The organism is Campylobacter sp. RM6914, assembly GCF_004803835.1.
GTDB classification, from domain to species: Bacteria; Campylobacterota; Campylobacteria; order Campylobacterales; family Campylobacteraceae; genus Campylobacter_A; species Campylobacter_A californiensis.
This window is the reverse complement of record NZ_CP012545.1, coordinates 660,324-680,143: the sequence shown is the minus strand read 5'-3', so window position 1 is coordinate 680,143 and position 19,820 is coordinate 660,324. Positions and strand designations below refer to the sequence as shown.

Sequence of the window (19,820 nt, the reverse complement as noted above, 5' to 3'; positions counted from 1 at the left end):
AAATACGTTCCAACTTTAAATTTATATACGTTTAATAAAATTTCGGTATAATCCACATTTCTTCAAAACATAGTCAGATATTTTTAAATCGCCAATCGGAAAGGAAATTTTATGAGTACAAGCAAAGACGCGTTTAATCAAATCGAGGAACTTTTTGTTGAGAACGCAAAGGGTTTTGTTACTTATGAAAAATTAGTAAAACTACTTGAAAAAGCCCCAACGGCAACAGTGGTTAAAAAGATAGAAGCATTGGCTAACGCAAACAAAGTTCAGCTTATGACTGCCGCAGAGGTTGCAAAAGCAAGAAATATAGCAGATGCTAAAAAACGCCAAAAAGAGAGCGAAAAAGAGCAAAATTCAAATGAATTAAATTTAGAAGAAGAATTTGACCTTGCAAACGATAACGACTTTTTAGAATGGTCACGCTCAGATAGTCCAGTAAGGATGTATCTACGCGAAATGGGGCAAATAGCGCTTTTAACAAAAGAAGAAGAGATAGAAATCAGCAAAAAAATCGAACTTGGCGAAGATATTATCATAGATGCATTTTGCTCGGTGCCATTTCTTATAGACTTTATACTTGATTACAAAGAGCCGCTTATCAACCGTGAACGTCGCGTAAAAGAGCTTTTTAAAAGCTTTGAAGATGATGGTGAAAGTGAAAATGAAAACGAGGAAGAAGAGAGCGATGAGGAGGAAAATGAGGATGAAGAAACTCCTAAAAAATCACTCAAAAACGACAAACGCGCTGAAAAAGTTATAGAAAGCTTTAAAGCACTTGAAAAAGCCAAAAAAGAGTGGCTAAAAACAGCCAATAAACAAGAAAAAGTTGAGAACGAAGATACTGCGTCAAAACTTACTCTTGCATTTAAAAAGAAAATTCTAAAAGATAAGCTTATGGATCTAGGACCAACAAGCAAGCTTATAAGCGAGATCGTAAAATCAATGGAAACTGCGCTAAAAAGCGACGACGAATTTGATAGAGAACTTAAACGCCTTGAGTATCGCTTGCCAATGTTTAGTGACGAACTTAAGAAAAATCACAAAAGCATACTAAAAGACATAGTAAAACTATCAAAAGAAGAGATAGCTACACGTGTTCCTGAAGCAACAATGGTTTCAACTTATGTTGAGATAAAGAAATTGTTTCAAACAAAAGAGGCTAGCAAGCAAGGATTTGACCTTAATCCAACCGTCTTAAAAGAAATTTTAGAGCAGATAAAACGCGGAAAGAAAATTTCAGACGAGGCAAAAGCCAGAATGGCAAAATCAAATTTACGCCTTGTCGTTAGTATAGCAAAACGCTACACCAACCGTGGCTTGCCGTTTTTAGATCTTATCCAAGAGGGAAATATCGGCTTAATGAAAGCTGTTGATAAATTTGAATACCGAAAAGGCTACAAATTCTCAACTTACGCAACATGGTGGATACGTCAAGCCATATCTCGCGCGATCGCCGATCAAGCAAGAACTATCCGCATACCGATACACATGATAGAAACGATCAATCGTATCAATAAAATCAACCGAAAATACCTCCAAGAAGAAGGGAAAGAGCCCGATGTAAGCATCATTGCAAAAGAGGTCGGACTAAGCATAGACAAGGTAAAACAAGTCATCAAAATCACAAAAGAGCCTATTAGCTTAGAAGCTCCGATAGCAAACGAAGATGATGGAAAATTTGGAGACTTTGTCGAGGATAAAACATCATTAAGCCCAATGGAGCAGATATTAAAAGGCGACCTTAGAGAGCAGATAGACGAGGTTCTCTCTCAGCTAAACGACCGTGAAAAAGCTGTTATTTGCATGAGATTTGGTCTACTTGAAGACGAAAGTGATAGAACACTAGAAGAGATAGGCAAGGCTCTTAATGTAACTCGTGAGCGTGTTCGTCAGATAGAAAGCTCAGCCATTAAAAAGCTAAAACACCCTAAAGTGGGTAGAAAACTCAAAAACTACATCGAGGGATAATTTCTCTCGATCTTCTTTTTTTGACAAAACTACATTTTAATACATTATAATTTTCAAATTTTTAATAGAATATATAAAAATTTAAGCAGATAAAAACATAAGCCCAAATTTGGGCTTATGAAAGAAGTCTATCAAGTTGGGTTTGCAAGCTTGTAATATTATGTGTTTGCGCCAAAATGGCTGCATTTATGCTCAAATTTGCATTTTGAAGATCATTTAAATTCTTGGCGATATCATTGTTTTGCAGGTTACTCTCACTCTCTTTTAGTGCTATGCTTTGCGCAACAGAAGCATTTATGCCTGAAGCTATACCATTTTGCGCAGAGCCTATTTGAGTGCGAAGAGAATTGATATTAGAGATTATATCGGTTGCATTAGAGCCATCTTCATCTATTGTCATTAAAGAATTTGTGTTTAAATTTATGCTCTCCATGCCATTGCCTGTAACAAAATTTAGCTCTGATCCAAAAACATTTCTACCGTTAAACGTAGCGTTACTTAGGCTATCGCTCATAGAATTTGAAAGTGCGTTGATCTCACCTCGTATCATTGAGCGCTGGCTGTCATTTAACGCAGCATTATTTAAAGATACCGAAAGTTCATTTATACGATTTGCACTTTGGCTTAAATTTGACAGCGTGGAGTCAGCGATTTGAAGCATGCCTATAGCATCGTTTGCATTAGCAATACCTTGCTCAAGAGTGTTACTTTGGAGCATAAGGGAGTCCGCGATAGCAAGGTTTGAGCCGTCAATCCCACTTAAAGCACGCGCGACAGCGATATTTTTCAAAGCTTTTTCTTGCTGGTCGTTATTATTTTGTGCAACATTATACATATTTGTCGCAGATAAGTTGTTCAACTTCATTTTAACCCCTTTACTCTATTTACAAGGCATTGTATAGTTTTAAACTAAATTTAACCTAAAAATCCTCTAAGCGAACTTTTACCGATCTTTCGTGTGCGCCAAGCCCCTCTGCATCGGCTAAATTCATACATGCTTTGCCAAGCTCTTTTATGCCTTTTCTGCCAATAGAGATTATAGAGCTTTTCTTCATGAAATTTTCAACCCCTAGAGGCGAGTAAAATCTAGCGCTTCCGCCCGTTGGCAAAGTATGATTTGGTCCGGCTAGATAATCACCCATGGCTTCTGGTGTAAAATGTCCGAAAAATATCGCTCCGGCATGCCTTATGTCGTTCATATAGCTTAGTGCGTCATTTGTCGCGATTTCAAGGTGTTCTACAGCTAGTTCATTTATAAGCTCAACGCACTCTTGCATGTCTTTTGCTACTATTATCGCGGCTTTATTGCGTATGCTTTCTGCTGCGATAGCTTCGCGCTTTAGACTCTTTAATTCACTTGCAACGTGCTTTGAAACTTCATTAGCAAAAGCCTCTACCGGAGTTATTAAAAAGCTACTTGCAAGCTCATCATGCTCTGCCTGACTTAAAAGATCGATCGCGATATGGCGAGCATTTGCGCTGTCATCCGCTATGATACCTATCTCGCTTGGACCCGCTATCATGTCTATGTTTACTTCACCATAAACAAGCTTTTTAGCGGTTGCTACGTAGATATTTCCGGGACCTGTTATAACATCCACCTTTGGAACACTCTTAGTTCCGTATGCCATGGCCGCTATCGCGCTTGCTCCGCCTATTTTAAATGCCGTTTTGATACCACAAAGATGCATGGCTGCAAGTAAAAGAGAGTTTACGTTGCCGCCGATAGCAGGGGTGCAAACCACTATCCCTTTTACTCCTGCAACTATGGCAGGAACAGCATTCATTAAAAGCGAACTAGGATATGCCGCTTTACCACCCGGTATATAAAGTCCCGCTCTATCTACCGGAGTATACTTAGCACCCAAAAGCACATCGTGCTCATCACGCATACTCCAAGTTTTTGGCACGGATTGCTCGTGATAGGCTTTTATGCGCTCGTAAGCTAGCTTTAACGACTCTCTAAGCGTGTTATCAAGCGCGTCATAAGCCTCTTGCATTTGCTTGGTTGATATCAATAGATCCTGTGTGGATGTGGGAGTAAATTTATCAAATTTTGCTATTTGCGCAAAAAGTGCATCATCTCCGTCTTTTCTTATATCTTCGATGATTTTCATAACAGTCGGCATAACACCGCTCATGTCCATATCAGAACGCCTTACTAGTTGTGAGAATTTATCCCTAAAATCAGCGTCGTTTGTGTGTAAAAATTTCATAATTCTCCTTTAAATTTTCTCTCATATCGCATTTTTTGGCTTATATTGCCAAGAATTCCTCCTTGGTGAATATAAAGGATATCGCCGCTAAATGCGTCCAAATTTGAAAATAGCGTTAAAAAGCCGACCGGATCGTAAATGAGCTCAAACTCAACTCCTGTTTCGTCTAAAATTTCACGCCAAATTTTATAAAGCTCAAGTTTTAAATCCCCAAAATGATACTTCTTAGGAGGATTTAAAATTTGAACTTTTGAATTTTTATCAAGAGCAAAAATTTCATCTTGTAAAAATTTAACATCGCCGACACAAGGACAAGTAAATACTCTTAAATTTGAATTTTTAGCAAGATAAGCTGCGCTCGTTCCTGTACCTGATGGCAAAAAGATATCAGGTCTTATGCTATTTTTTTCGCACCATTTTTCTATTTGCATAGCTTGTGTTTTAAAGCCAAATTCGGCTTCAGCCATCGCCACGCCCTCTTCTATAAAAAAAGCATCATCTTGGCTTGCTAGCTCTTTTGCAAGCGACCTTCTATCTTGCGCGACAAATATCTTCATGCCGTTTTGTAGGGCAAATTTAAAATTTCCAACAGGCTTTTCTTGCAAATTCGAGTTTAAATGAGAAACCACAAAGCAAAATTCAAGACCTCGCATCTTTGCAAACACACTAAGACTATACATGGCATTTGACTGACTTGAACCATGTGAGACTATGCGTTTTATACCTTTTAAGTCGCTATTTAAAAAATACTCAAGCTTTCTGGCCTTGTTGCCGTTAAATTCGCCAAGCAGATCGTCTCTTAGCAAAAACATCTCACGTCCGCGAAATTTAAACTTCTCTATCATGGCGTATGTTCCAAAAATTTCTCTATCTCTTTTATCGCCTCTTTGTTTGAGATCAAAAATTTTATCTCTATCCTTCGTGAGGCGTCTTTGTCTTCTACTCCATCTTTCATTACAAGCTCGTTAAAGCTACGACCGCTTGCAACGAGATGTTTTCTTAAATTTTCATCGCTACTATATGAATTTATGAAATCCATCACAGCATAAGCTCTGCGCTGCGAAAGCTCGAGGTTATAAAGATAGCTTCCGTCACTATCGGTAAAGCCCTCTATCATGATTTGATCGATGTTTTTAGATATCTCTTCATCATTTAAAAGCACATCGAAGTATTTTTGTAAGGTAAGCTTTAATTCATTTTTAACTTCATCTTTTATCTCCGCCCTACCCTTATCAAAAAGGACAGAAGAACTTAGTTTTAAAGCTCCTGAATTCGGATCTATAGCGATATCGCTTCCGAGCCTTTCTTTAAGAGCCCCTATAACCTTTACTCTAATGCCTGTTAAATTTTTAATACGACTTTTTGTTATATTAAGGTCTCTTAAAATTTCATCATATCTAGCCTCTTTTTGGCTTACCTGCTCGAGCAAAAAGGCGATTTTAGCTAAATTTTTCTCATTATCTTCGCTTTGAGTTGTTGCGTTTTCTTCAGCCGCTTTTAACTCGTCTGTTAGGATTATCATTTGTTGATTTAAATTTAAAATACTCGCATTTAGGTCTTTTATACTTGCATTTGCGTCTAAATTTTCATTTACAGCTCTCTCTAACCGCTCTTTTAGCGCATCAAGCTCAACTATGTAAATTTCATTTGCTTTTTTAAGCTCTAAATTTTCATCGCCTATTTTTGCAAGCTCGCTTTTTAAGGCTGCATTTAGCCTATCAAGCGTGATATTTTTACCTTGTTCGTCTTTTAAATTTGCAAGAGCTGCGATTATGGCTTGCTCTTTGCTTGCCAGGGTATTTTGAGAAAAAACATACTTAACGACTATCGCGCCGATAAGTAGCATAAAAACAAAAAGCAATCCCGCCATAAGGTCTGCATACGAAACCCAAAATGTCGAGGATGCTTGGTCTTTTTTATCTATTTTCATCTATCAAATTTGCATTTTCTATTTTTTGTATGATTAAGCTAGCTTCTTGATCGATCTCTTTTACGCTTTTTTTAAGTTCCGCGATCAAGACATCACGCTCTTTTTCTCTTTCAGAACTCTTTATCTCCTGCTCATAAACACTTTTAAATTCGCTTACTCCATCAAAAATACTTTGCCTAAACGACTTCATAGCAGCATTTTGCTCATTTAAAAGTTTAACCGAAAATTCTTTTAAACTTAAGTCAAAAAGTTTTAAATTTTCCGAGAATTTAGCCACACTTTTATCAAGACTTACCATCTTGCTCTCATTTAGTTCGCTTGCTCTGTTGTATTGGGTTGAAATTTTTAACTCCAACTCTTTTAAAGAGTCGTTAAACGAAGACATGGCATTTAAAATATCTGAATGAATTTTAATAAATTCGTCCTGTCTACTTGCGGCTTTATTTAAAATTTTTACATTTTGCTCTAAAGTCTCGGAAGCTTGAGCGACTATTTTTTGCTGCGCTTCTTCAAGCTGCATAAAGTTGCTAAATTTAGCCTCAGTAACGCTATCAAGCCGTTTAAAATACTCTTCATTGCTTACTCGGGTAAACATGACTTTCATATCTTCAAAATGTGAACTTGCAGCACTCATATACAACTGTTCAAGCTCGTCTTTTTGCCAGAAAAATTCTCTACTTAACTCTTTTTGTTCGTTGGCAAATTTTTCAAATTTTGATATACCTATCTTTTCAAAAAACATCCACCAAAGCGCAAGAAATATACCGTATATCGACACATAAAATGCCGTACCAACACCGTTTAGCAAGATAGCTATCTCTTTTTCAAGCTCTCCGGCCGTACCTGAACTAAACGAAGGCATAGACATGGCTATACTTATAAATGTGCCTAAAATTCCAAGCATAGGAAATACGGCAGAGCCTATACTTGCTAGATTGTCATTTCTAAAATTTCTTGTGTATTCGTCTAAAAATTCATTAAAACCGGCTCTTGACTTCTTAAGTCCTGAAATTTCAAGCAAATGTGAAACGATAAATTTTTTAAGGCTTTGCCTAAAATCATCGCCTCTTGCACGAAAAATACTATACGCATACTCCGCACTATGACGAGTAAATATCACGGCTACGATCAAGATAATAGCCATCATCACTATCGTGTGCGCTTTCATCTCAAAGTTGATAACTTCAAGGTATGCAAGCAAGGCTAAAACAAAGGTAGCAACCGGTAAAAAGATAATCTTAAAAAAAACAAAGATAGAGCGGTCTGCCTTGGTTTGAGGTAAGGCAAGATCGCTAAAGTCGTTACTGACCGACATTTTATTAATTCCTATTTAAACAGTTCAGATCAGAAAATGCAACTTGCAAGCGTTTTATCACGCTCTCTTCGCCACACCTTATCCATTTTCTTGGATCGTAATATTTTTTATTCGGCTTATCATCGCCTTCGGGGTTACCGATCTGCGCTTGAAGGTAGCCTCTATTTTTGGCTTCGTATTCGCGCACGCCATCCCAAAACGCCCACTGCGTATCAGTGTCGATATTCATTTTTATCACGCCGTAACTTACGGCATCTTTGATATCTTTTAGCTCGCTGCCACTTCCACCGTGAAATACAAAATTTACAGGCTTTTTGTCGCTTGTATTAAATTTCTTTGCGACATACTCTTGTGAATTTTTAAGAATTTCGGGACGTAAAACAACATTGCCGGGTTTATAAACTCCATGAACATTGCCAAAACTTGCGGCTATGCTAAATTTATCACTTATCTTACTAAGTCTTTCATAAGCAAGAGCTACATCTTCGGGTTGTGTGTATAAAAGTGCGTTATCGACATTTGTATTATCCACCCCGTCTTCTTCGCCACCGGTTACACCCAGTTCTATCTCAAGGGCGATGTCAAGATCGCTAAGTTCTTTTAGATACTTTTCACAAGTACTTAAATTTTCTTCCAAACTCTCTTCGCTAAGATCAAGCATATGAGAGCTAAAAAGTGGTATACCATGAGTTTTTTTATGCTCCTTTGAAGCCTGTATAAGAGCATCTATCCAAGGCAAAAGCTTACGAGCGGCGTGATCGGTATGAAGCACTACCGGCACTCCGTAAGCCTTTGCTAGCAAGTGAACATGCTTAGCTCCAGCAATAGCACCTAAAACATCTCCACCCTGACAGCTTTTACCTGCGTAAAAACTGGCTCCACCGTTGCTAAATTGAATAATAACGGGCGAATTTGCCGTTTTTGCCGCTTCTAGTACTGCATTTACAGAGTTAGAACCTACGACATTTACTGCAGGTATAGCAAAACCTTGCTCTTTTGCATATGTATATAGCTTATTTAGATCCTCGCCACTTACAACACCGGCTTTTACAACATCTAAAACGCCCATTTTATCCTCCGATTACTTGTATTCTATTTTAGATTTAGAGCGAAGCGCATCTGTTTTTTGTCTAATTTGACCTTGAAATTTTTCTAGTTTTAAATTTTGTTCAATTTGACCTTTAGCTTGATCAAGTGAAACTGTTCCGGCAGGCCTTGAATCCTCTTTTAAGATAACATGATATCCAAATTGAGTTTGAACAGGCTTTGCAGAAATTTCACCTTTTTTAAGTGCAAAAGCAGCATCGGCAAAAGGTTTAACCATCTGGCTTTGACCAAACCAGCCAAGCTCGCCACCGTGTGCCGCAGAGCCTTTGTCGATTGATTTAGCGCTTGCTAGCTCGGCAAACTTCTTAGTTAGTGCGTCACCTTTTAGTTTTTTAAGCTCAGCTATAACAGCCCCGGCCTCTTTTTCGTCACCCAAAAGTATATGGCGAGCACGGGCTTGAGCCGGTTGAGAGAAATTTTCTTTGTTTTTGTTGTAAAAATCTTTTATCTCGGCATCACTTACTTTAATGCCGTCAAACATTTTTTTCATATATACGTCAAGAGCGATACTATCGCGAACATTTTGCATAGCTTTTGTAAATTCAGGATCTTTTTCTATGCCTGTTGCTTTAGCGTCTTTAAGTAAAAGTTTTCTATTAATCAAATCATCAACAACGCGTTTTTTACCATCAGCAGGAAGCTGTGAAAGTTGGCTCGCGTCAAATCCAGGCATAGCAGCGCTTAATAAAGCAGCAACCTCGCTATCTTCTATGCTCTCGCCATCAACTGTAGCCATAACGGCAGCATTTAGGCTAAGTGCGGTAGCCAAGCTTAAAAACGTTGGAAATAAAAATTTCTTCATAAACATCCTTTATAAAATTTTGTTTTAAACTAGTTATTATATCCAAAGAATACGTTACTTTTTATTAATTAAATGCTAAAATCACAAAATGAGAACGAAAAAAGATATATCGAAAATCAAAAATTTATTTTTGCAAAATTACAAAGATGCAAAAAGCGAACTTCAGTGGAAAAACAACTACGAACTAATAGTCTGCGTCATGCTATCGGCACAGTGCACCGATAAGCGTGTAAACCTAATAACTCCGGCATTTTTTGAAGCCTATCCCGATGTAAATTCCTTATCAAATGCCAATCTTGCGAGCGTGAAATTGTTTATAAATTCTTGCAGTTTTTTTAACAATAAAGCACAAAATTTAATAAAAATGGCAAAAAGTGTTGTTGATGATCACGGTGGAGAAATTCCGCTCACAGAGAGCGAACTAATAAATTTAGCAGGAGTTGGAACAAAAACCGCCCATGTCGTCATGCTAGAAGCACTTGGTGCTAATGTAATGGCAGTAGATACGCATGTATTTAGAGTTTCGCATCGTCTTGGTTTAAGCAGTGCAAAAACCCCACAAGCAACCGAGGCTGATCTTATTTTAGCTTTTAAAACAGATCTTGGCAGGCTTCATCAAGCGATGGTGCTTTTTGGCAGATATGTCTGCAAGGCTCAAAAACCACTTTGCGGCGAATGCTTTTTATATGAGCTTTGCAAAAGCAAGGATAAAGTGCAAATTTAATGTAAATTTTATATCATATTAAGTTGCAATTATCTAAAAGATACTATAATATAAATAAAATCAAAAGGATAAAAATGCCTACTGTATCCGCGCATCAAAAATGAGAGTATCTTGCATTTAAAACGATAGCGATTAAAATCTTGCTATATTTTCACTCTCATTTTAAACACCTTTAACCCATCGGACTGTAGCAAGATTAACAAAATGGAGTGTTTTATTTATACAAGGGATTTAAATGTGTGTCAAATTAAAATATCTGCTGCAGTAGTTATTCTGACTGCAAAAACTCTTTTATATCATCCAATAACTCAAAAAAATTAGTTTTGCTTGAGTCTAGTGATTGTAGTTTCTTGGCTCTTTGAGTGGCTGTATTTATATGCATTTTTGTCATACTATATATATTGTCTTTACCTTTTTGATAATTATTAAATCCTGGTATCTTTTTTAGCTCTTTTATGCAATCTTGGCATGGGGTTCCCCCACCAAAAGGTCTGCTAGTATTCTTAAAATGTAAAAGTATCCAAAATTCAAAGCATGGGTCACTAATTATTGTCTTTATATTTTTTTTTCTTGCAAGCTCTATTGCATTACTAAAATTTGCATGAGTATCTTTATCGAATACACATGCAACTATATCATACCCGTCTTTTTTAAGTTCTACAGCCTGCTGAACAATATTCAGAGGATCTGTGTAGTGATTTGGTAATATTTTTATTTTATTTAAATTACGATTTGATTTAAAATCTTTTATAAACTCACTTATATAATTAGGTTCACTTTTTTGCCCTTCACATATGATAACCATAAGGTCACCACTTTTTTTAATTTTTCTAGCTTTTCGTTTTTTATATAAATCATCAGTCCCCATACTCAGCCTTATCAAAAAAGCTTGCCAAATTAGGGATGCCTCCATATCTGCCCATCAAATATCCCTTTAATACCTTTTCTTTATCTCTTGTTTTGTAATCAGATAGCTGTTCTAAATACGAGGCAAAATCATCATCTTTAGAACAAAAATAAACCTGATCGCGTCTAAAAATCTCCTGATCAAGTATCACACCATCATGAGTAGTAAATATAAGCTGGGCGTTTTTTTTGTTTGTGTTTTTGTCATGAAAAATATCAACTATTTGTTTTAAAATTAAAGTATGCAAGCTATTATTAAGCTCATCAATTACTACCGTTGTTCCGCTTCTTAAGGCCAAAATAAAAGGTGCAACCAAGGAGTATAACTTCCTTGTTCCATCTGACTCATCGTCTATATTTATTTTAAATTCTCCCGAGGATGTTTTTCTAACAAAAGATGTTTTAATAGTTCTAAATTCATCATTAGAAGGAGTTGTATTTGGACTTATAGCGGAGGCATGCTTTCTTATTAAATCTTTTAAAAATGGGTCAATAACTCCTTCTGGCAATATCTCTTCTTTTACCTCTATATCATCTATGGCTAAATCAAATTTATTTAAAAGATCCAATATTTCTTCTTTGTTTTGCTCCTTACCTTCTTCTCTTAGCATCATATTGGTAGCTATTATTTCGCCGTCATTCCATCCTTGAATACCTGCACATTTTAATTTATTGTTAAACCAATCAAATACACACGTTGCGGCACTTTTGTTATTTAATTGAACTATTTTAGATAAAAAAAGTTCGTTTTCCCTAGTCATCTTTCTGTAAGTATTTACATCATCACTACTTACTTTTAAGTATTTACCGTTATTTTTATCCCATTCATAAGAATTTGTATCATTATTAAATTCTCTACTAAAAACTACTCTTCTTGATCCTTTTGGATAGTAATATAACCACTCGTTTAAAACTTCTTTTTTGTTTGCACTAAATCCGTAAATATATTTATCTTCGTTTATCAAAAAGGATATTTCAAATTCGGTAGGATTATTTCTACTCTCATTGTCTAAAACAAAAGGGTCTATACCTATTACCTTGTCGCCTCGCTGTGTTCTTGATGAGTGCAAAACGGCAGATTGCATTGCATTAAATGCTTTAACTATATTTGATTTGCCAGCTGCGTTTGCACCAAATATAACTATACTTTTTAAAATTTCAGTGTTATTTATATTGGCTTTGTTTTCTTCATTGCCTTTTATATTTAGAGCCCGCATATCTACAACTAAATCATCACGGAATGATCTAAAATTTTTTGCACGAAAGCTTAGTAGCATTTTTATCCTCTTTTGATATAAATCGCAAAATTATTTTAGCAAATTTTATTAAATAAAGTAGTGTTTTTGTATTTTTTTTACAAATTTCAACTTTTATTTTTCAATCTAGACGCTACCGAATTAATCAACACTGTATTAATATTTTTGCTACTTTGTAAGAAATTTAAGTAATATTACTTTGCTACTTTGTATTTTGCAAATGGGGGGGGGACGCTCTATTTGCAATTTCACCCCTCAAACTCCACATCGATCATATAGCTTGTAGCGTTTAGGTTGTGCAACACTGACTTTACGCTAAATTCTACATTTTCAAGTCCGGCTGCACCGGTTATTTTTAGTTTTCCGCCGGCTCTTATCTCTCTGCCCGTAGCCGTAAGCGAGCCGTTTATTCCGCCGCGTTGCAGCTCATTGAGTTTAGCTTCACCCTTTTTAAAGGCTTCATTGTCTGATTTTGGCTCGGGGATATTTAGCTTATAGGTTTGCTCGCCACTTCCTATCTTGGCTTGTTTATCCTTGCCGTCCTTTGAGTCGTGCCACTGCACTATCACGGCGGTGTAGCTATTGCGATTTGCTTCCGTGATGCTTAGGCTTTCACACTCGCTTAGCTCGATACTAAATCTTGGCAAGCTCTCATTCTTTTCCAGCTTCACTACGTTTCGCGTAGAAACCCCCTCGCTTCGCTCGGTCGCGTTGCTGGTTTTGGCTGTGTTTGACGTTTGACTCTCATCGCCTTTGCCGTCTTTACTTGTGATTACTATTGTATTATTTGCTACTTTCATTATATAGCCATACTCAAAGCATAGTCCATATAAAAAATCAAGATCGCTAATATCGTTTTGCAGAACGGAGGCGATAGGCTGATCCGTTCCGCTTGTTTTTACGTTTAGCTTATTTTCAGCGGCTATTTTTGATGCTATGGCAAACAAGCTAGTATTTTCCCAGCTTCTACGTTTGGCGAGCTTTTGAGGGCTTGCGAAATTTACCGCAGTCGCTCTTACCTCCGTCGTGTTTGCCTTGTAGTCCCTTGTGGCGGTTTGAACGCTAAATTTGCCGCAGTGAAATAAATCGCTCCCATATCCAAGCCAAAGCTCTAAATTATCGCCGAACATCGGTTTAGCGTATATGCCATTTACTACAATGCTTATTTCATCGCTTTCATGTCCTTCTTTATCTTCGTAGCTTAGGCTTATGAGATTTGATTTGATTTTAGCGGTGATGTCATTGCCTTTGGCTAGGAGTTTAAAATTTGGCACTCTTACCATAGCGTCTTTTCCTTTTTAACTACATTTTCTTTTATCTCGGGCAAAAATACCTTATCGCCCGCTTTTAAAATGCTGTTTAAACGGCTATTAAAAGCTAAAATTTCAGTGAAATTTTTTAATGTGCCGTAATGTTTATAAACGATAATATCAAGTCTTTCGCCGTCTTTAGCTATATAAATTTTATCCATCATAATCCCTTTTCAGCTCCAAACTAAATCCCTGTGTAAAGAATAGTCCGTTATCGGTAAAAACAGCTTGGCTTTCGCTTATCTTTGTTATCACAAATTTGCCTAGATATTTGCCATAACCAGTTACTAACGGATAACTAGATCCAACGTATGCAAGAGCATAAAGCTCTTTTAATGCCTCTTGCTTGTCGCCTTGATACGGCAAGGTGTGTCCGTCTATTTTTATGCTTTCGTTTCCTAAATTTGCACGAAAGAGCGCAGGATAGTTTCCTATCCTATCATTTTGGTTAATGCCGAATTCGCTTTCACGGCTTATGCCATCGGTTTGCTTCCAATTAAATTTAAATCCACCTAACGATAAGACCATTTTTAGCCCCTTATTGCCCTATAATGCTTCTATTTTTGGCATTCATCTCATCAGTTTTTAAAGCCCTTTTTACACTGGCTATTACTTGCCTTTCAAACTCGCTCATATCAAATTTGCCATTATTTGTGGCGATATTAAAGTCGCCACTAAAATTTACATTTATCGTGGCTCCGCTTGTTGTCATGGCTACTGTACTTTTAGCCATGTTCGGAGAAGTCGTATTAAATGTATCACTAAAGGCGGGTGTTTTTTCACCCGGCGTATCGTCATTAAACCAGCTAAGAGGGTTATGCCAGTTGCTCTCTTTTCCATCTCCTATACCAAGCGTATCTTTAGTCCAGCTAGTTGCTTTACCTATGACATTGCCTATAGCTGATACCATATCACTGACCCAAGCAAATTTTTCGCCGATCCAGTCAAAAAATCCACCAAATAAAGAGTTCCACGCATCAACAACTGGCGAAAAAATGCCACTTAAAAAATCACTTAACCCTTGCCAAAGATCGCTAAAAAATTGTGTTATAGCTTGCCAGTATGGTTTAATACCTTCCCAGATATTACTAAAAAATGCTTTTACCTTATCCCAGTTTTCAATTATATAATTAGCTCCAAGCCCAAGGGCGACGACCAGCGCCCCTATGCCGGTAGTTATAAGCGCTGAACGTAATGTCTTGAACGCTCCTACAAGAACAGAGACGGCGGTTTTTAACAAGCCGCAAGTAGCGGCATAAGCCTTACTTGCCGCATTGTTTGCCCAAGTGGCAGCCGCAGTTATTTTTGCGCTTGCAGTCACCTTAAGATAGGCGTAGTTTAGTTTTATGGTATTTAGATATTTGAGCTTTAAAATTTCGTTTAGCACGCCAAAGGCTGAGCCTAAGATTTTTGCTTGTTGCCACGCTATGCCAAGACCCCAGCCTAGTATTTTTATGGCGGGAGCCAAGGTAACAATAGCTAAAACTCCGCCCATAAAGCCAAATATCACCTTTGTGGCATTTGGGAATTTGCTTGTAAGCGCAATGATGCCGTTTGTTAGTTTGCCAAGTCCGCTTGTTATCAAATTTAACGTCGGCAAAAATGCCTCGCCGATCGTGATACCTAAACTAATAAAGCTTTGAGATAGCCTTTCAAGCCCGCTTTTTGTGGTGGCTAGCTTGTTTTTTAGCGCGCCGTCCATACTGCCTTTTGCACCTTCGCTATTTATGAGCGAACTAGCCTCGTTATATTTATCGATCGCATTTACGAGCGAGCCCATATCATCCGCAAACTGAGATCCGAACATATCGGTCAATACGCCCATTTGAGCTCTTTTATCCACTTTCGCCAAAGCGTTTAAAAACATATCAAGCCCACCGCTTGCGTCACGCTGCATCGCTACCTTTAAGTAGTTTGCATCCATTCCCATGCTTTTTAGAGCTTCTTTAAATTTCTCATCCTGCCCGTCAATATTTGCAAGTTTGTTAAAAAGCGAGTTCATAGCGGTACTTGCTACTTCCGGAGCTTTGCCGAGAGATAGAAAGCTACTTGCAAGGGCTGAAATTTTATCGCCCTCTAGTCCAAGTATAGAGCCCGATCCCGCCGTGCGACCGATCACGTTTATTATATCTCTTGCATTTACCATTGACATTTTATCGTCAAGGTAGTTTATCTTATCGCCAAGCACGGCTATCTCATCGATGCCTAGTTTTAGGTTATTCATGGTTAGGGCAATGGCGTCTCCGGCATCTTTGCCGCTCATATCAAAGGTCACTCCCATTTTTGAGACAAGCTTCGTAAATCCTGCTATCTCATCGCTCTTTAGCCCTAGCTGTCCGCCGCTGGCTGAAATTTGCGCTAGCTCATTCGCATTTACGCCAAGCTCGCGGCTTAAGCTCTTTATCTGTTCGCCTAAAATTTTGACTTCATCTTCGCTTTTAAAATCGACATACTTTTTAACGTCCGCCATTGATGTTTCAAAGTCGACGGCAAGCTTAACCGGAACTGCAAAGCTAGCAGCCGTTACTAGGCGAGATTGCCACGATGATAGCTCATTTGTGATATTTCCTAAATTTTCATCTATTTTTAGCTTAAAGCCGTTAATTTTTGCAATTTTTTCATTTAGCTTTGTGACGTTTTTACCGGCCATACTTAACTTATTTGCAAATTCACTAAGTTTTTTTGTATTGCCGCTTAGCGCTTCAAAGCCTTTTGTGCTAAGCCCTATAATTATGCCGACTTGAGTATTATCCATCTACTTCCCCTTGACTTTAAAAACTTTAATTGTTAGAATATTTAGATGAAAAATCAAAAATCTTTATGCAAGGAGGACGAGTTAATGAACTCACTACTTGGCATATGCACTTTAATCGGAGCATTAGCTTATGCGATTTTTGACATAAATCCATTTTATTTCATCTTTGCCGTGCCGTTTTTATACCCGTTCTTTGATGAGCTAAGCTCTAAAGCCTAACCCAAATTTCTAGTTTTTATCAGAATATCTTCTGAAATTTTTAAAAATCTTTGATATTCGCTAACCTCAAACTCCATAATTTCATTAAACGAAAAATGAAGCGTATGAGCAATCAGCGCAGCCCCTTCATAAGTCGGGGCTAGCTTAAAAAACCGGCGGCCACTCCTAAAATCAACGCGCAATCTTTGGCTTCTAGCTCGTCAAGCTCCGCTTCGCTTAAGCAAGTAAGGTTACTCGCTAGTTTAAAAGTAAGTGCCGCCTCATCCCCCTTTGTACCGCTCATGGCAAACCTTAAATCTCTGCCCTTTGGATGTCTTATCTTTAACTCTTTGCCGTCGCTTAGCTTTAAAAGCGTGTATGTATTGCCGTTTTCCGTGATGATATTGTGATTTTCCGCTTTATTTTTTGCCATCTTTTATCCTTTTTATTTATACTATTCGCCTAAATTTGATCTAACTTTCGCTAAATAATCCACTCCGCCTATTAAACATATCATATTTTCCACGTCAAATAGCACCATCGGTATCTTGTCTATATTGATGTCAAGGAAGTGCACGGCAAGCTTGACGGTGACCTCAAGCTCTTTGCCGCTTTCAAAGCTGCCCGGATCGATCTCAACTATATCGCCCGTTACCGCCATAGAAAACGGCACCGCTTCTCCTTTGCCCGCTTGATAAATGCTTGCTTTAAACAAAAATGGGATCCTGTTTTGCCAAGTGTTAAGACCGTAGCCTAGATACATATTTTTATCAATCACGCTTAGCTTAAACTCCATCTCGACGGGTTTTATACTGCCGCTTGCAAAATTGCCGCCGAGCGCGCCTTTGGCTTCGATCGTCTCTTGCTCTATCTTTGGGATAGTCAAGGATTTTACCACTCCAAGATACCCTTGTCCGTTGATATACGCGTTTGCCTCTTGGACTACTTGAGGAATTTTCCTTTTAATCATTTTTTTATCTCCTTTTAACGCCAAGCAAAGCTTGGCTAAAGGAGCAAACACTAAAGTCCCCGCCAAGCGGGGTACCCCTTGTTTTTGCTCCAAAAGCTTTTAGAAAGCACCTATTTACTTAAATCATCCATTAGCTGGCTTGAGTAACTATCTACGTAGATAAAATCTAGCGTTAGCTGTTTTATTATTGGATTATTCTGCATTCTAACGTCTAGATAAAATTTGCCCACCGTAACCGTTGCATCCGTATTCTTTTCGCTCCAAGATAGCTCATATCCAAGCAATACCTTTGCACCTACAAGCTGACGCAGTAGCTCCTCGACGCTTCTTTTTGCGTGATAGAGTTGATCTGCCTTGCGGTCAATCGCAAAGAGCACTCCCTTTTGAGCTGCCTGCGAAATGCGGTCAAATATCCTAACACGGGCTAGATCCTGCCAAATGGTATCTTGGTCTGACGTTTCACCACCCCAAGTTCTAAATCCGCTCTCTCTAATGATAGTTGAGATATGAGCCGCACGTAGCTCATCCGCCGTACATGTTTCGCCTAGCTCAAAGTCTATATCATCAGCTAACCCTACTACGCCGTTCATCACTCTGTTTGAATAGCTATCTGAGTAACCAAACTCACTTTGTCCATCGACATAGGCTATCATACCTGCTATGCGTGCCGATTGGGGCTGCATCGTATAATCATTTGCTTCATCATCCCAGATCTTTACATACGGATAGGCTGCGATTAGGCGACTCGTGCCAAAGTCTCCCATCTTAGCGATAGCTTCACTTGCATTGTTTGCTTTTAGATCCACAATGCCAGTGGCTTTTAGTCTTTTTGCAATGCTTTCAAGATTTGTTTTTATAACGTCTTCGCCTGAAAACTCTGGGGCTATGATGCCTGAGTGCTGCATAGTTCTAAAGTGCCTCTCTACAAAGCCCTTCTCATCCCCACTATACGCTATGGCTCTGTCGTATCCGATACCAAGCCCATTTAGCAGATACTGAAACTGCCTGCTTAGATAGTCCTTGCCGTTATCGCCCTTGATAAACTCAGGCTTTCCAAGCGTAGATAACGCTCTCCACATTAGCCTTACAAGTGCCAAGGCGTTTGAGCTACTCTCCACACTAGCCACGCACCTACCGCTATATACATCCACTATCGAGAGTATGTCAGCCCTTATCGCTTCGCCGCCTTTGCCATCTCTTGCCATCACATCAAGCGGTGAGCTGTCTATTTGCCAGCACTGATTACGCCTTGTGATGATTTCACCCTGTGAGCCAAACGCAGGCTGATGATAGCTCTTAGCCTTATCCATACCCTTTGTTATCATCGTTAGCTCCAAAGGCTTATTAGCAAAGTAGTTATCAAGGTATCTTTTTATAGCTCCCGTATCAAAGAGCGGTTTTACCTCCCCTTTTAAAAAGCCATAGTAGTCATACCACTCTCTTACTCCAGCCTCTTTATGTAGCGCTTTCCAGACCTCTGTTATATTTAGCTTTGCACCAGCTCCATAAGCTCTAAATTTATTAAGCACAAACTCCATCATCCAGCCACTTAGCTTACTAGCTCCTACCCTGTGTTTGCCTCTTTTATCAGCCAGACCCACAGCACCTTGCTCCCTATAAGCCCTTTGCCATCTAAAAAACCTTGCCTCGCTTATGTTAAAATCCTTGCAGAACTTTTTAGAGGACAACCCAGCCCTTTTATACTCATCCCACTCTTTTAGTATTTTTAGCTTCTCATTTACGCTCTCTTGCTCACTTTGGCTTAGGTTAAAGTATGATATTCTCTCACTTTCGCTTGTTTTTGTGCTGTTTTTACCTACTATCTCACTAAATTTTATTTGGCTATACTCACCATCTTTTAGCATATACACACCCACATCACTATCTAGTTTTCCGCTCTTTATGCATGAGTTTATTTGAGCTACTTCTACCTCAAAGAGTAGCTTCACGCCGCCACGACTTCGCACCTTAGCGTCAGTTATATGGATAAATGGGTATTTTTGGGAATTTCTACGAGTTGCTTCTTTTAAGGCACTAAGACTAACATTGAAAATAACAGAAGCAACCGCAGTTTCAGCATATAACATCAGCTAGCCTTTTCATTGTCATCGCTCTTAAATACGTCAGGCATATTTTCTATTATCCCTTCACTCAAAAGTGCTTCAAATACCTTCTTTGAGCTTCCTTTTGCTGTGTTGTATTTTCCGACTGTTTCGCCATTGATTACAGCATATGTAGTTCTTTGTTCTAAATTGTGCTTTTTAGCCCATTGTCTAATGCTTATACAATTATCGTCAAAGTATTTTCTTATCACTTTTGCTCCTTTCGTATAAATTCAGCAAACATTTGCAGAATTTATA

At 38.3% G+C, this 19,820-nt stretch carries 20 protein-coding genes; 3 read left to right on the top strand and 17 right to left on the bottom strand.

Features of this window, described 5'->3' with window-relative positions:
- Positions 1-111 precede the first annotated feature (111 nt).
- Entirely contained in the window at positions 112-1,971 is a 1,860-nt protein-coding gene (gene rpoD, locus CCAL_RS03575; protein WP_170016643.1) for an RNA polymerase sigma factor RpoD, read from the top strand.
- A 115-nt stretch (positions 1,972-2,086) separates the two neighbouring features.
- Here the strand turns inward: rpoD and CCAL_RS03570 are convergent, their stop codons facing one another.
- From CCAL_RS03570 to CCAL_RS03540, 7 genes are read right to left on the bottom strand one after another with little or no spacing between them, the layout of a single operon-like run.
- On the bottom strand, positions 2,087-2,836 hold the full coding sequence (locus CCAL_RS03570; RefSeq protein WP_170016645.1) for a flagellin: 750 nt from the start codon (positions 2,834-2,836) through the stop codon (positions 2,087-2,089).
- A 55-nt stretch (positions 2,837-2,891) separates the two neighbouring features.
- Positions 2,892-4,187 carry a histidinol dehydrogenase gene (hisD, locus tag CCAL_RS03565; protein WP_170016647.1) on the bottom strand — a complete coding sequence of 432 codons (1,296 nt, stop codon included), beginning with the start codon at positions 4,185-4,187 and terminating at the stop codon, positions 2,892-2,894.
- Positions 4,184-5,032: a 1-aminocyclopropane-1-carboxylate deaminase gene (locus CCAL_RS03560; protein ID WP_170016649.1), complete on the bottom strand. Its 849-nt coding sequence runs from the start codon at positions 5,030-5,032 to the stop codon at positions 4,184-4,186. The genes hisD and CCAL_RS03560 overlap by 4 nt, the downstream gene beginning before the upstream one ends.
- Complete coding sequence (locus tag CCAL_RS03555; RefSeq protein ID WP_170016651.1) at positions 5,029-6,117, bottom strand: OmpA family protein; 1,089 nt, start codon at positions 6,115-6,117, stop codon at positions 5,029-5,031. The genes CCAL_RS03560 and CCAL_RS03555 overlap by 4 nt, the downstream gene beginning before the upstream one ends.
- On the bottom strand, positions 6,104-7,432 hold the full coding sequence (locus CCAL_RS03550; RefSeq protein ID WP_170016653.1) for a MotA/TolQ/ExbB proton channel family protein: 1,329 nt from the start codon (positions 7,430-7,432) through the stop codon (positions 6,104-6,106). Before CCAL_RS03550 ends, CCAL_RS03555 begins: the two co-directional genes overlap by 14 nt.
- Positions 7,433-7,436: 4 nt before the next feature.
- Complete coding sequence (fbaA, locus tag CCAL_RS03545) at positions 7,437-8,501, bottom strand: class II fructose-bisphosphate aldolase (RefSeq protein WP_170016655.1); 1,065 nt, start codon at positions 8,499-8,501, stop codon at positions 7,437-7,439.
- Between the two features lie 12 nt (positions 8,502-8,513).
- On the bottom strand, positions 8,514-9,341 hold the full coding sequence (locus CCAL_RS03540) for a peptidylprolyl isomerase (protein ID WP_169972178.1): 828 nt from the start codon (positions 9,339-9,341) through the stop codon (positions 8,514-8,516).
- Positions 9,342-9,429: 88 nt separating this feature from the next.
- Here CCAL_RS03540 and nth point away from each other — a divergent pair, with 88 nt between their 5' ends.
- Positions 9,430-10,065 (top strand): endonuclease III, encoded by a 636-nt coding sequence (gene nth / locus CCAL_RS03535; RefSeq protein ID WP_170016657.1) that lies wholly within the window; start codon positions 9,430-9,432, stop codon positions 10,063-10,065.
- A 268-nt stretch (positions 10,066-10,333) separates the two neighbouring features.
- Here the strand turns inward: nth and CCAL_RS03530 are convergent, their stop codons facing one another.
- From CCAL_RS03530 to CCAL_RS03505, 6 genes are all read right to left on the bottom strand, one after another.
- Positions 10,334-10,933, bottom strand: a complete 600-nt coding sequence (locus tag CCAL_RS03530) for an RloB family protein (RefSeq protein ID WP_172285054.1) — start codon at positions 10,931-10,933, stop codon at positions 10,334-10,336.
- The gene (locus CCAL_RS03525; RefSeq protein WP_170016661.1) at positions 10,923-12,248 is read right to left on the bottom strand and encodes an AAA family ATPase; all 1,326 of its coding nucleotides are present in this window, start codon (positions 12,246-12,248) and stop codon (positions 10,923-10,925) included. The genes CCAL_RS03530 and CCAL_RS03525 overlap by 11 nt, the downstream gene beginning before the upstream one ends.
- A 227-nt stretch (positions 12,249-12,475) precedes the next feature.
- The gene (locus CCAL_RS03520) at positions 12,476-13,510 is read right to left on the bottom strand and encodes a phage late control D family protein (protein ID WP_170016663.1); all 1,035 of its coding nucleotides are present in this window, start codon (positions 13,508-13,510) and stop codon (positions 12,476-12,478) included.
- The gene (locus tag CCAL_RS03515; RefSeq protein ID WP_170016665.1) at positions 13,504-13,698 is read right to left on the bottom strand and encodes a tail protein X; all 195 of its coding nucleotides are present in this window, start codon (positions 13,696-13,698) and stop codon (positions 13,504-13,506) included. Before CCAL_RS03515 ends, CCAL_RS03520 begins: the two co-directional genes overlap by 7 nt.
- Positions 13,691-14,065, bottom strand: a complete 375-nt coding sequence (locus CCAL_RS03510) for a phage tail protein (protein WP_170016667.1) — start codon at positions 14,063-14,065, stop codon at positions 13,691-13,693. Before CCAL_RS03510 ends, CCAL_RS03515 begins: the two co-directional genes overlap by 8 nt.
- 10 nt (positions 14,066-14,075) lie before the next feature.
- Positions 14,076-16,292: a phage tail tape measure protein gene (locus tag CCAL_RS03505; RefSeq protein ID WP_170016669.1), complete on the bottom strand. Its 2,217-nt coding sequence runs from the start codon at positions 16,290-16,292 to the stop codon at positions 14,076-14,078.
- A gap of 84 nt (positions 16,293-16,376) precedes the next feature.
- On the opposite strand from CCAL_RS03505, the gene CCAL_RS09445 reads away from it, so the two are divergent.
- On the top strand, positions 16,377-16,511 hold the full coding sequence (locus CCAL_RS09445) for a hypothetical protein (RefSeq protein ID WP_257792152.1): 135 nt from the start codon (positions 16,377-16,379) through the stop codon (positions 16,509-16,511).
- 139 nt (positions 16,512-16,650) lie between these two features.
- Here CCAL_RS09445 and CCAL_RS03500 read toward each other — a convergent pair whose 3' ends face one another.
- From CCAL_RS03500 to CCAL_RS03485, 4 genes are all read right to left on the bottom strand, one after another.
- Complete coding sequence (locus CCAL_RS03500; RefSeq protein ID WP_170016673.1) at positions 16,651-16,923, bottom strand: phage tail assembly protein; 273 nt, start codon at positions 16,921-16,923, stop codon at positions 16,651-16,653.
- A 21-nt stretch (positions 16,924-16,944) separates the two neighbouring features.
- The gene (locus CCAL_RS03495; RefSeq protein ID WP_170016675.1) at positions 16,945-17,460 is read right to left on the bottom strand and encodes a phage major tail tube protein; all 516 of its coding nucleotides are present in this window, start codon (positions 17,458-17,460) and stop codon (positions 16,945-16,947) included.
- A 110-nt stretch (positions 17,461-17,570) separates the two neighbouring features.
- Positions 17,571-19,547 (bottom strand): DDE-type integrase/transposase/recombinase, encoded by a 1,977-nt coding sequence (locus CCAL_RS03490; RefSeq protein WP_170016677.1) that lies wholly within the window; start codon positions 19,545-19,547, stop codon positions 17,571-17,573.
- On the bottom strand, positions 19,547-19,774 hold the full coding sequence (locus CCAL_RS03485; RefSeq protein WP_169937045.1) for a helix-turn-helix domain-containing protein: 228 nt from the start codon (positions 19,772-19,774) through the stop codon (positions 19,547-19,549). The genes CCAL_RS03490 and CCAL_RS03485 overlap by 1 nt, the downstream gene beginning before the upstream one ends.
- Between the last annotated feature and the right edge of the window lie 46 nt (positions 19,775-19,820).

Coding starts and splice junctions, on each gene's coding strand:
- CCAL_RS03515 (WP_170016665.1), bottom strand. CDS start 13,698: ATGGATAAAATTTATATAGCTAAAGACGGCGAAAGACTTGATATTATC.
- CCAL_RS03510 (WP_170016667.1), bottom strand. CDS start 14,065: ATGGTCTTATCGTTAGGTGGATTTAAATTTAATTGGAAGCAAACCGAT.
- CCAL_RS03490 (WP_170016677.1), bottom strand. CDS start 19,547: ATGTTATATGCTGAAACTGCGGTTGCTTCTGTTATTTTCAATGTTAGT.
- hisD (WP_170016647.1), bottom strand. CDS start 4,187: ATGAAATTTTTACACACAAACGACGCTGATTTTAGGGATAAATTCTCA.
- fbaA (WP_170016655.1), bottom strand. CDS start 8,501: ATGGGCGTTTTAGATGTTGTAAAAGCCGGTGTTGTAAGTGGCGAGGAT.
- CCAL_RS03550 (WP_170016653.1), bottom strand. CDS start 7,432: ATGTCGGTCAGTAACGACTTTAGCGATCTTGCCTTACCTCAAACCAAG.
- CCAL_RS03530 (WP_172285054.1), bottom strand. CDS start 10,933: ATGGGGACTGATGATTTATATAAAAAACGAAAAGCTAGAAAAATTAAA.
- CCAL_RS03500 (WP_170016673.1), bottom strand. CDS start 16,923: ATGGCAAAAAATAAAGCGGAAAATCACAATATCATCACGGAAAACGGC.
- rpoD (WP_170016643.1), top strand. CDS start 112: ATGAGTACAAGCAAAGACGCGTTTAATCAAATCGAGGAACTTTTTGTT.
- CCAL_RS03495 (WP_170016675.1), bottom strand. CDS start 17,460: ATGATTAAAAGGAAAATTCCTCAAGTAGTCCAAGAGGCAAACGCGTAT.
- CCAL_RS03570 (WP_170016645.1), bottom strand. CDS start 2,836: ATGAAGTTGAACAACTTATCTGCGACAAATATGTATAATGTTGCACAA.
- CCAL_RS03520 (WP_170016663.1), bottom strand. CDS start 13,510: ATGGTAAGAGTGCCAAATTTTAAACTCCTAGCCAAAGGCAATGACATC.
- CCAL_RS09445 (WP_257792152.1), top strand. CDS start 16,377: ATGAACTCACTACTTGGCATATGCACTTTAATCGGAGCATTAGCTTAT.
- CCAL_RS03555 (WP_170016651.1), bottom strand. CDS start 6,117: ATGAAAATAGATAAAAAAGACCAAGCATCCTCGACATTTTGGGTTTCG.
- CCAL_RS03525 (WP_170016661.1), bottom strand. CDS start 12,248: ATGCTACTAAGCTTTCGTGCAAAAAATTTTAGATCATTCCGTGATGAT.
- nth (WP_170016657.1), top strand. CDS start 9,430: ATGAGAACGAAAAAAGATATATCGAAAATCAAAAATTTATTTTTGCAA.
- CCAL_RS03505 (WP_170016669.1), bottom strand. CDS start 16,292: ATGGATAATACTCAAGTCGGCATAATTATAGGGCTTAGCACAAAAGGC.
- CCAL_RS03540 (WP_169972178.1), bottom strand. CDS start 9,341: ATGAAGAAATTTTTATTTCCAACGTTTTTAAGCTTGGCTACCGCACTT.
- CCAL_RS03560 (WP_170016649.1), bottom strand. CDS start 5,032: ATGATAGAGAAGTTTAAATTTCGCGGACGTGAGATGTTTTTGCTAAGA.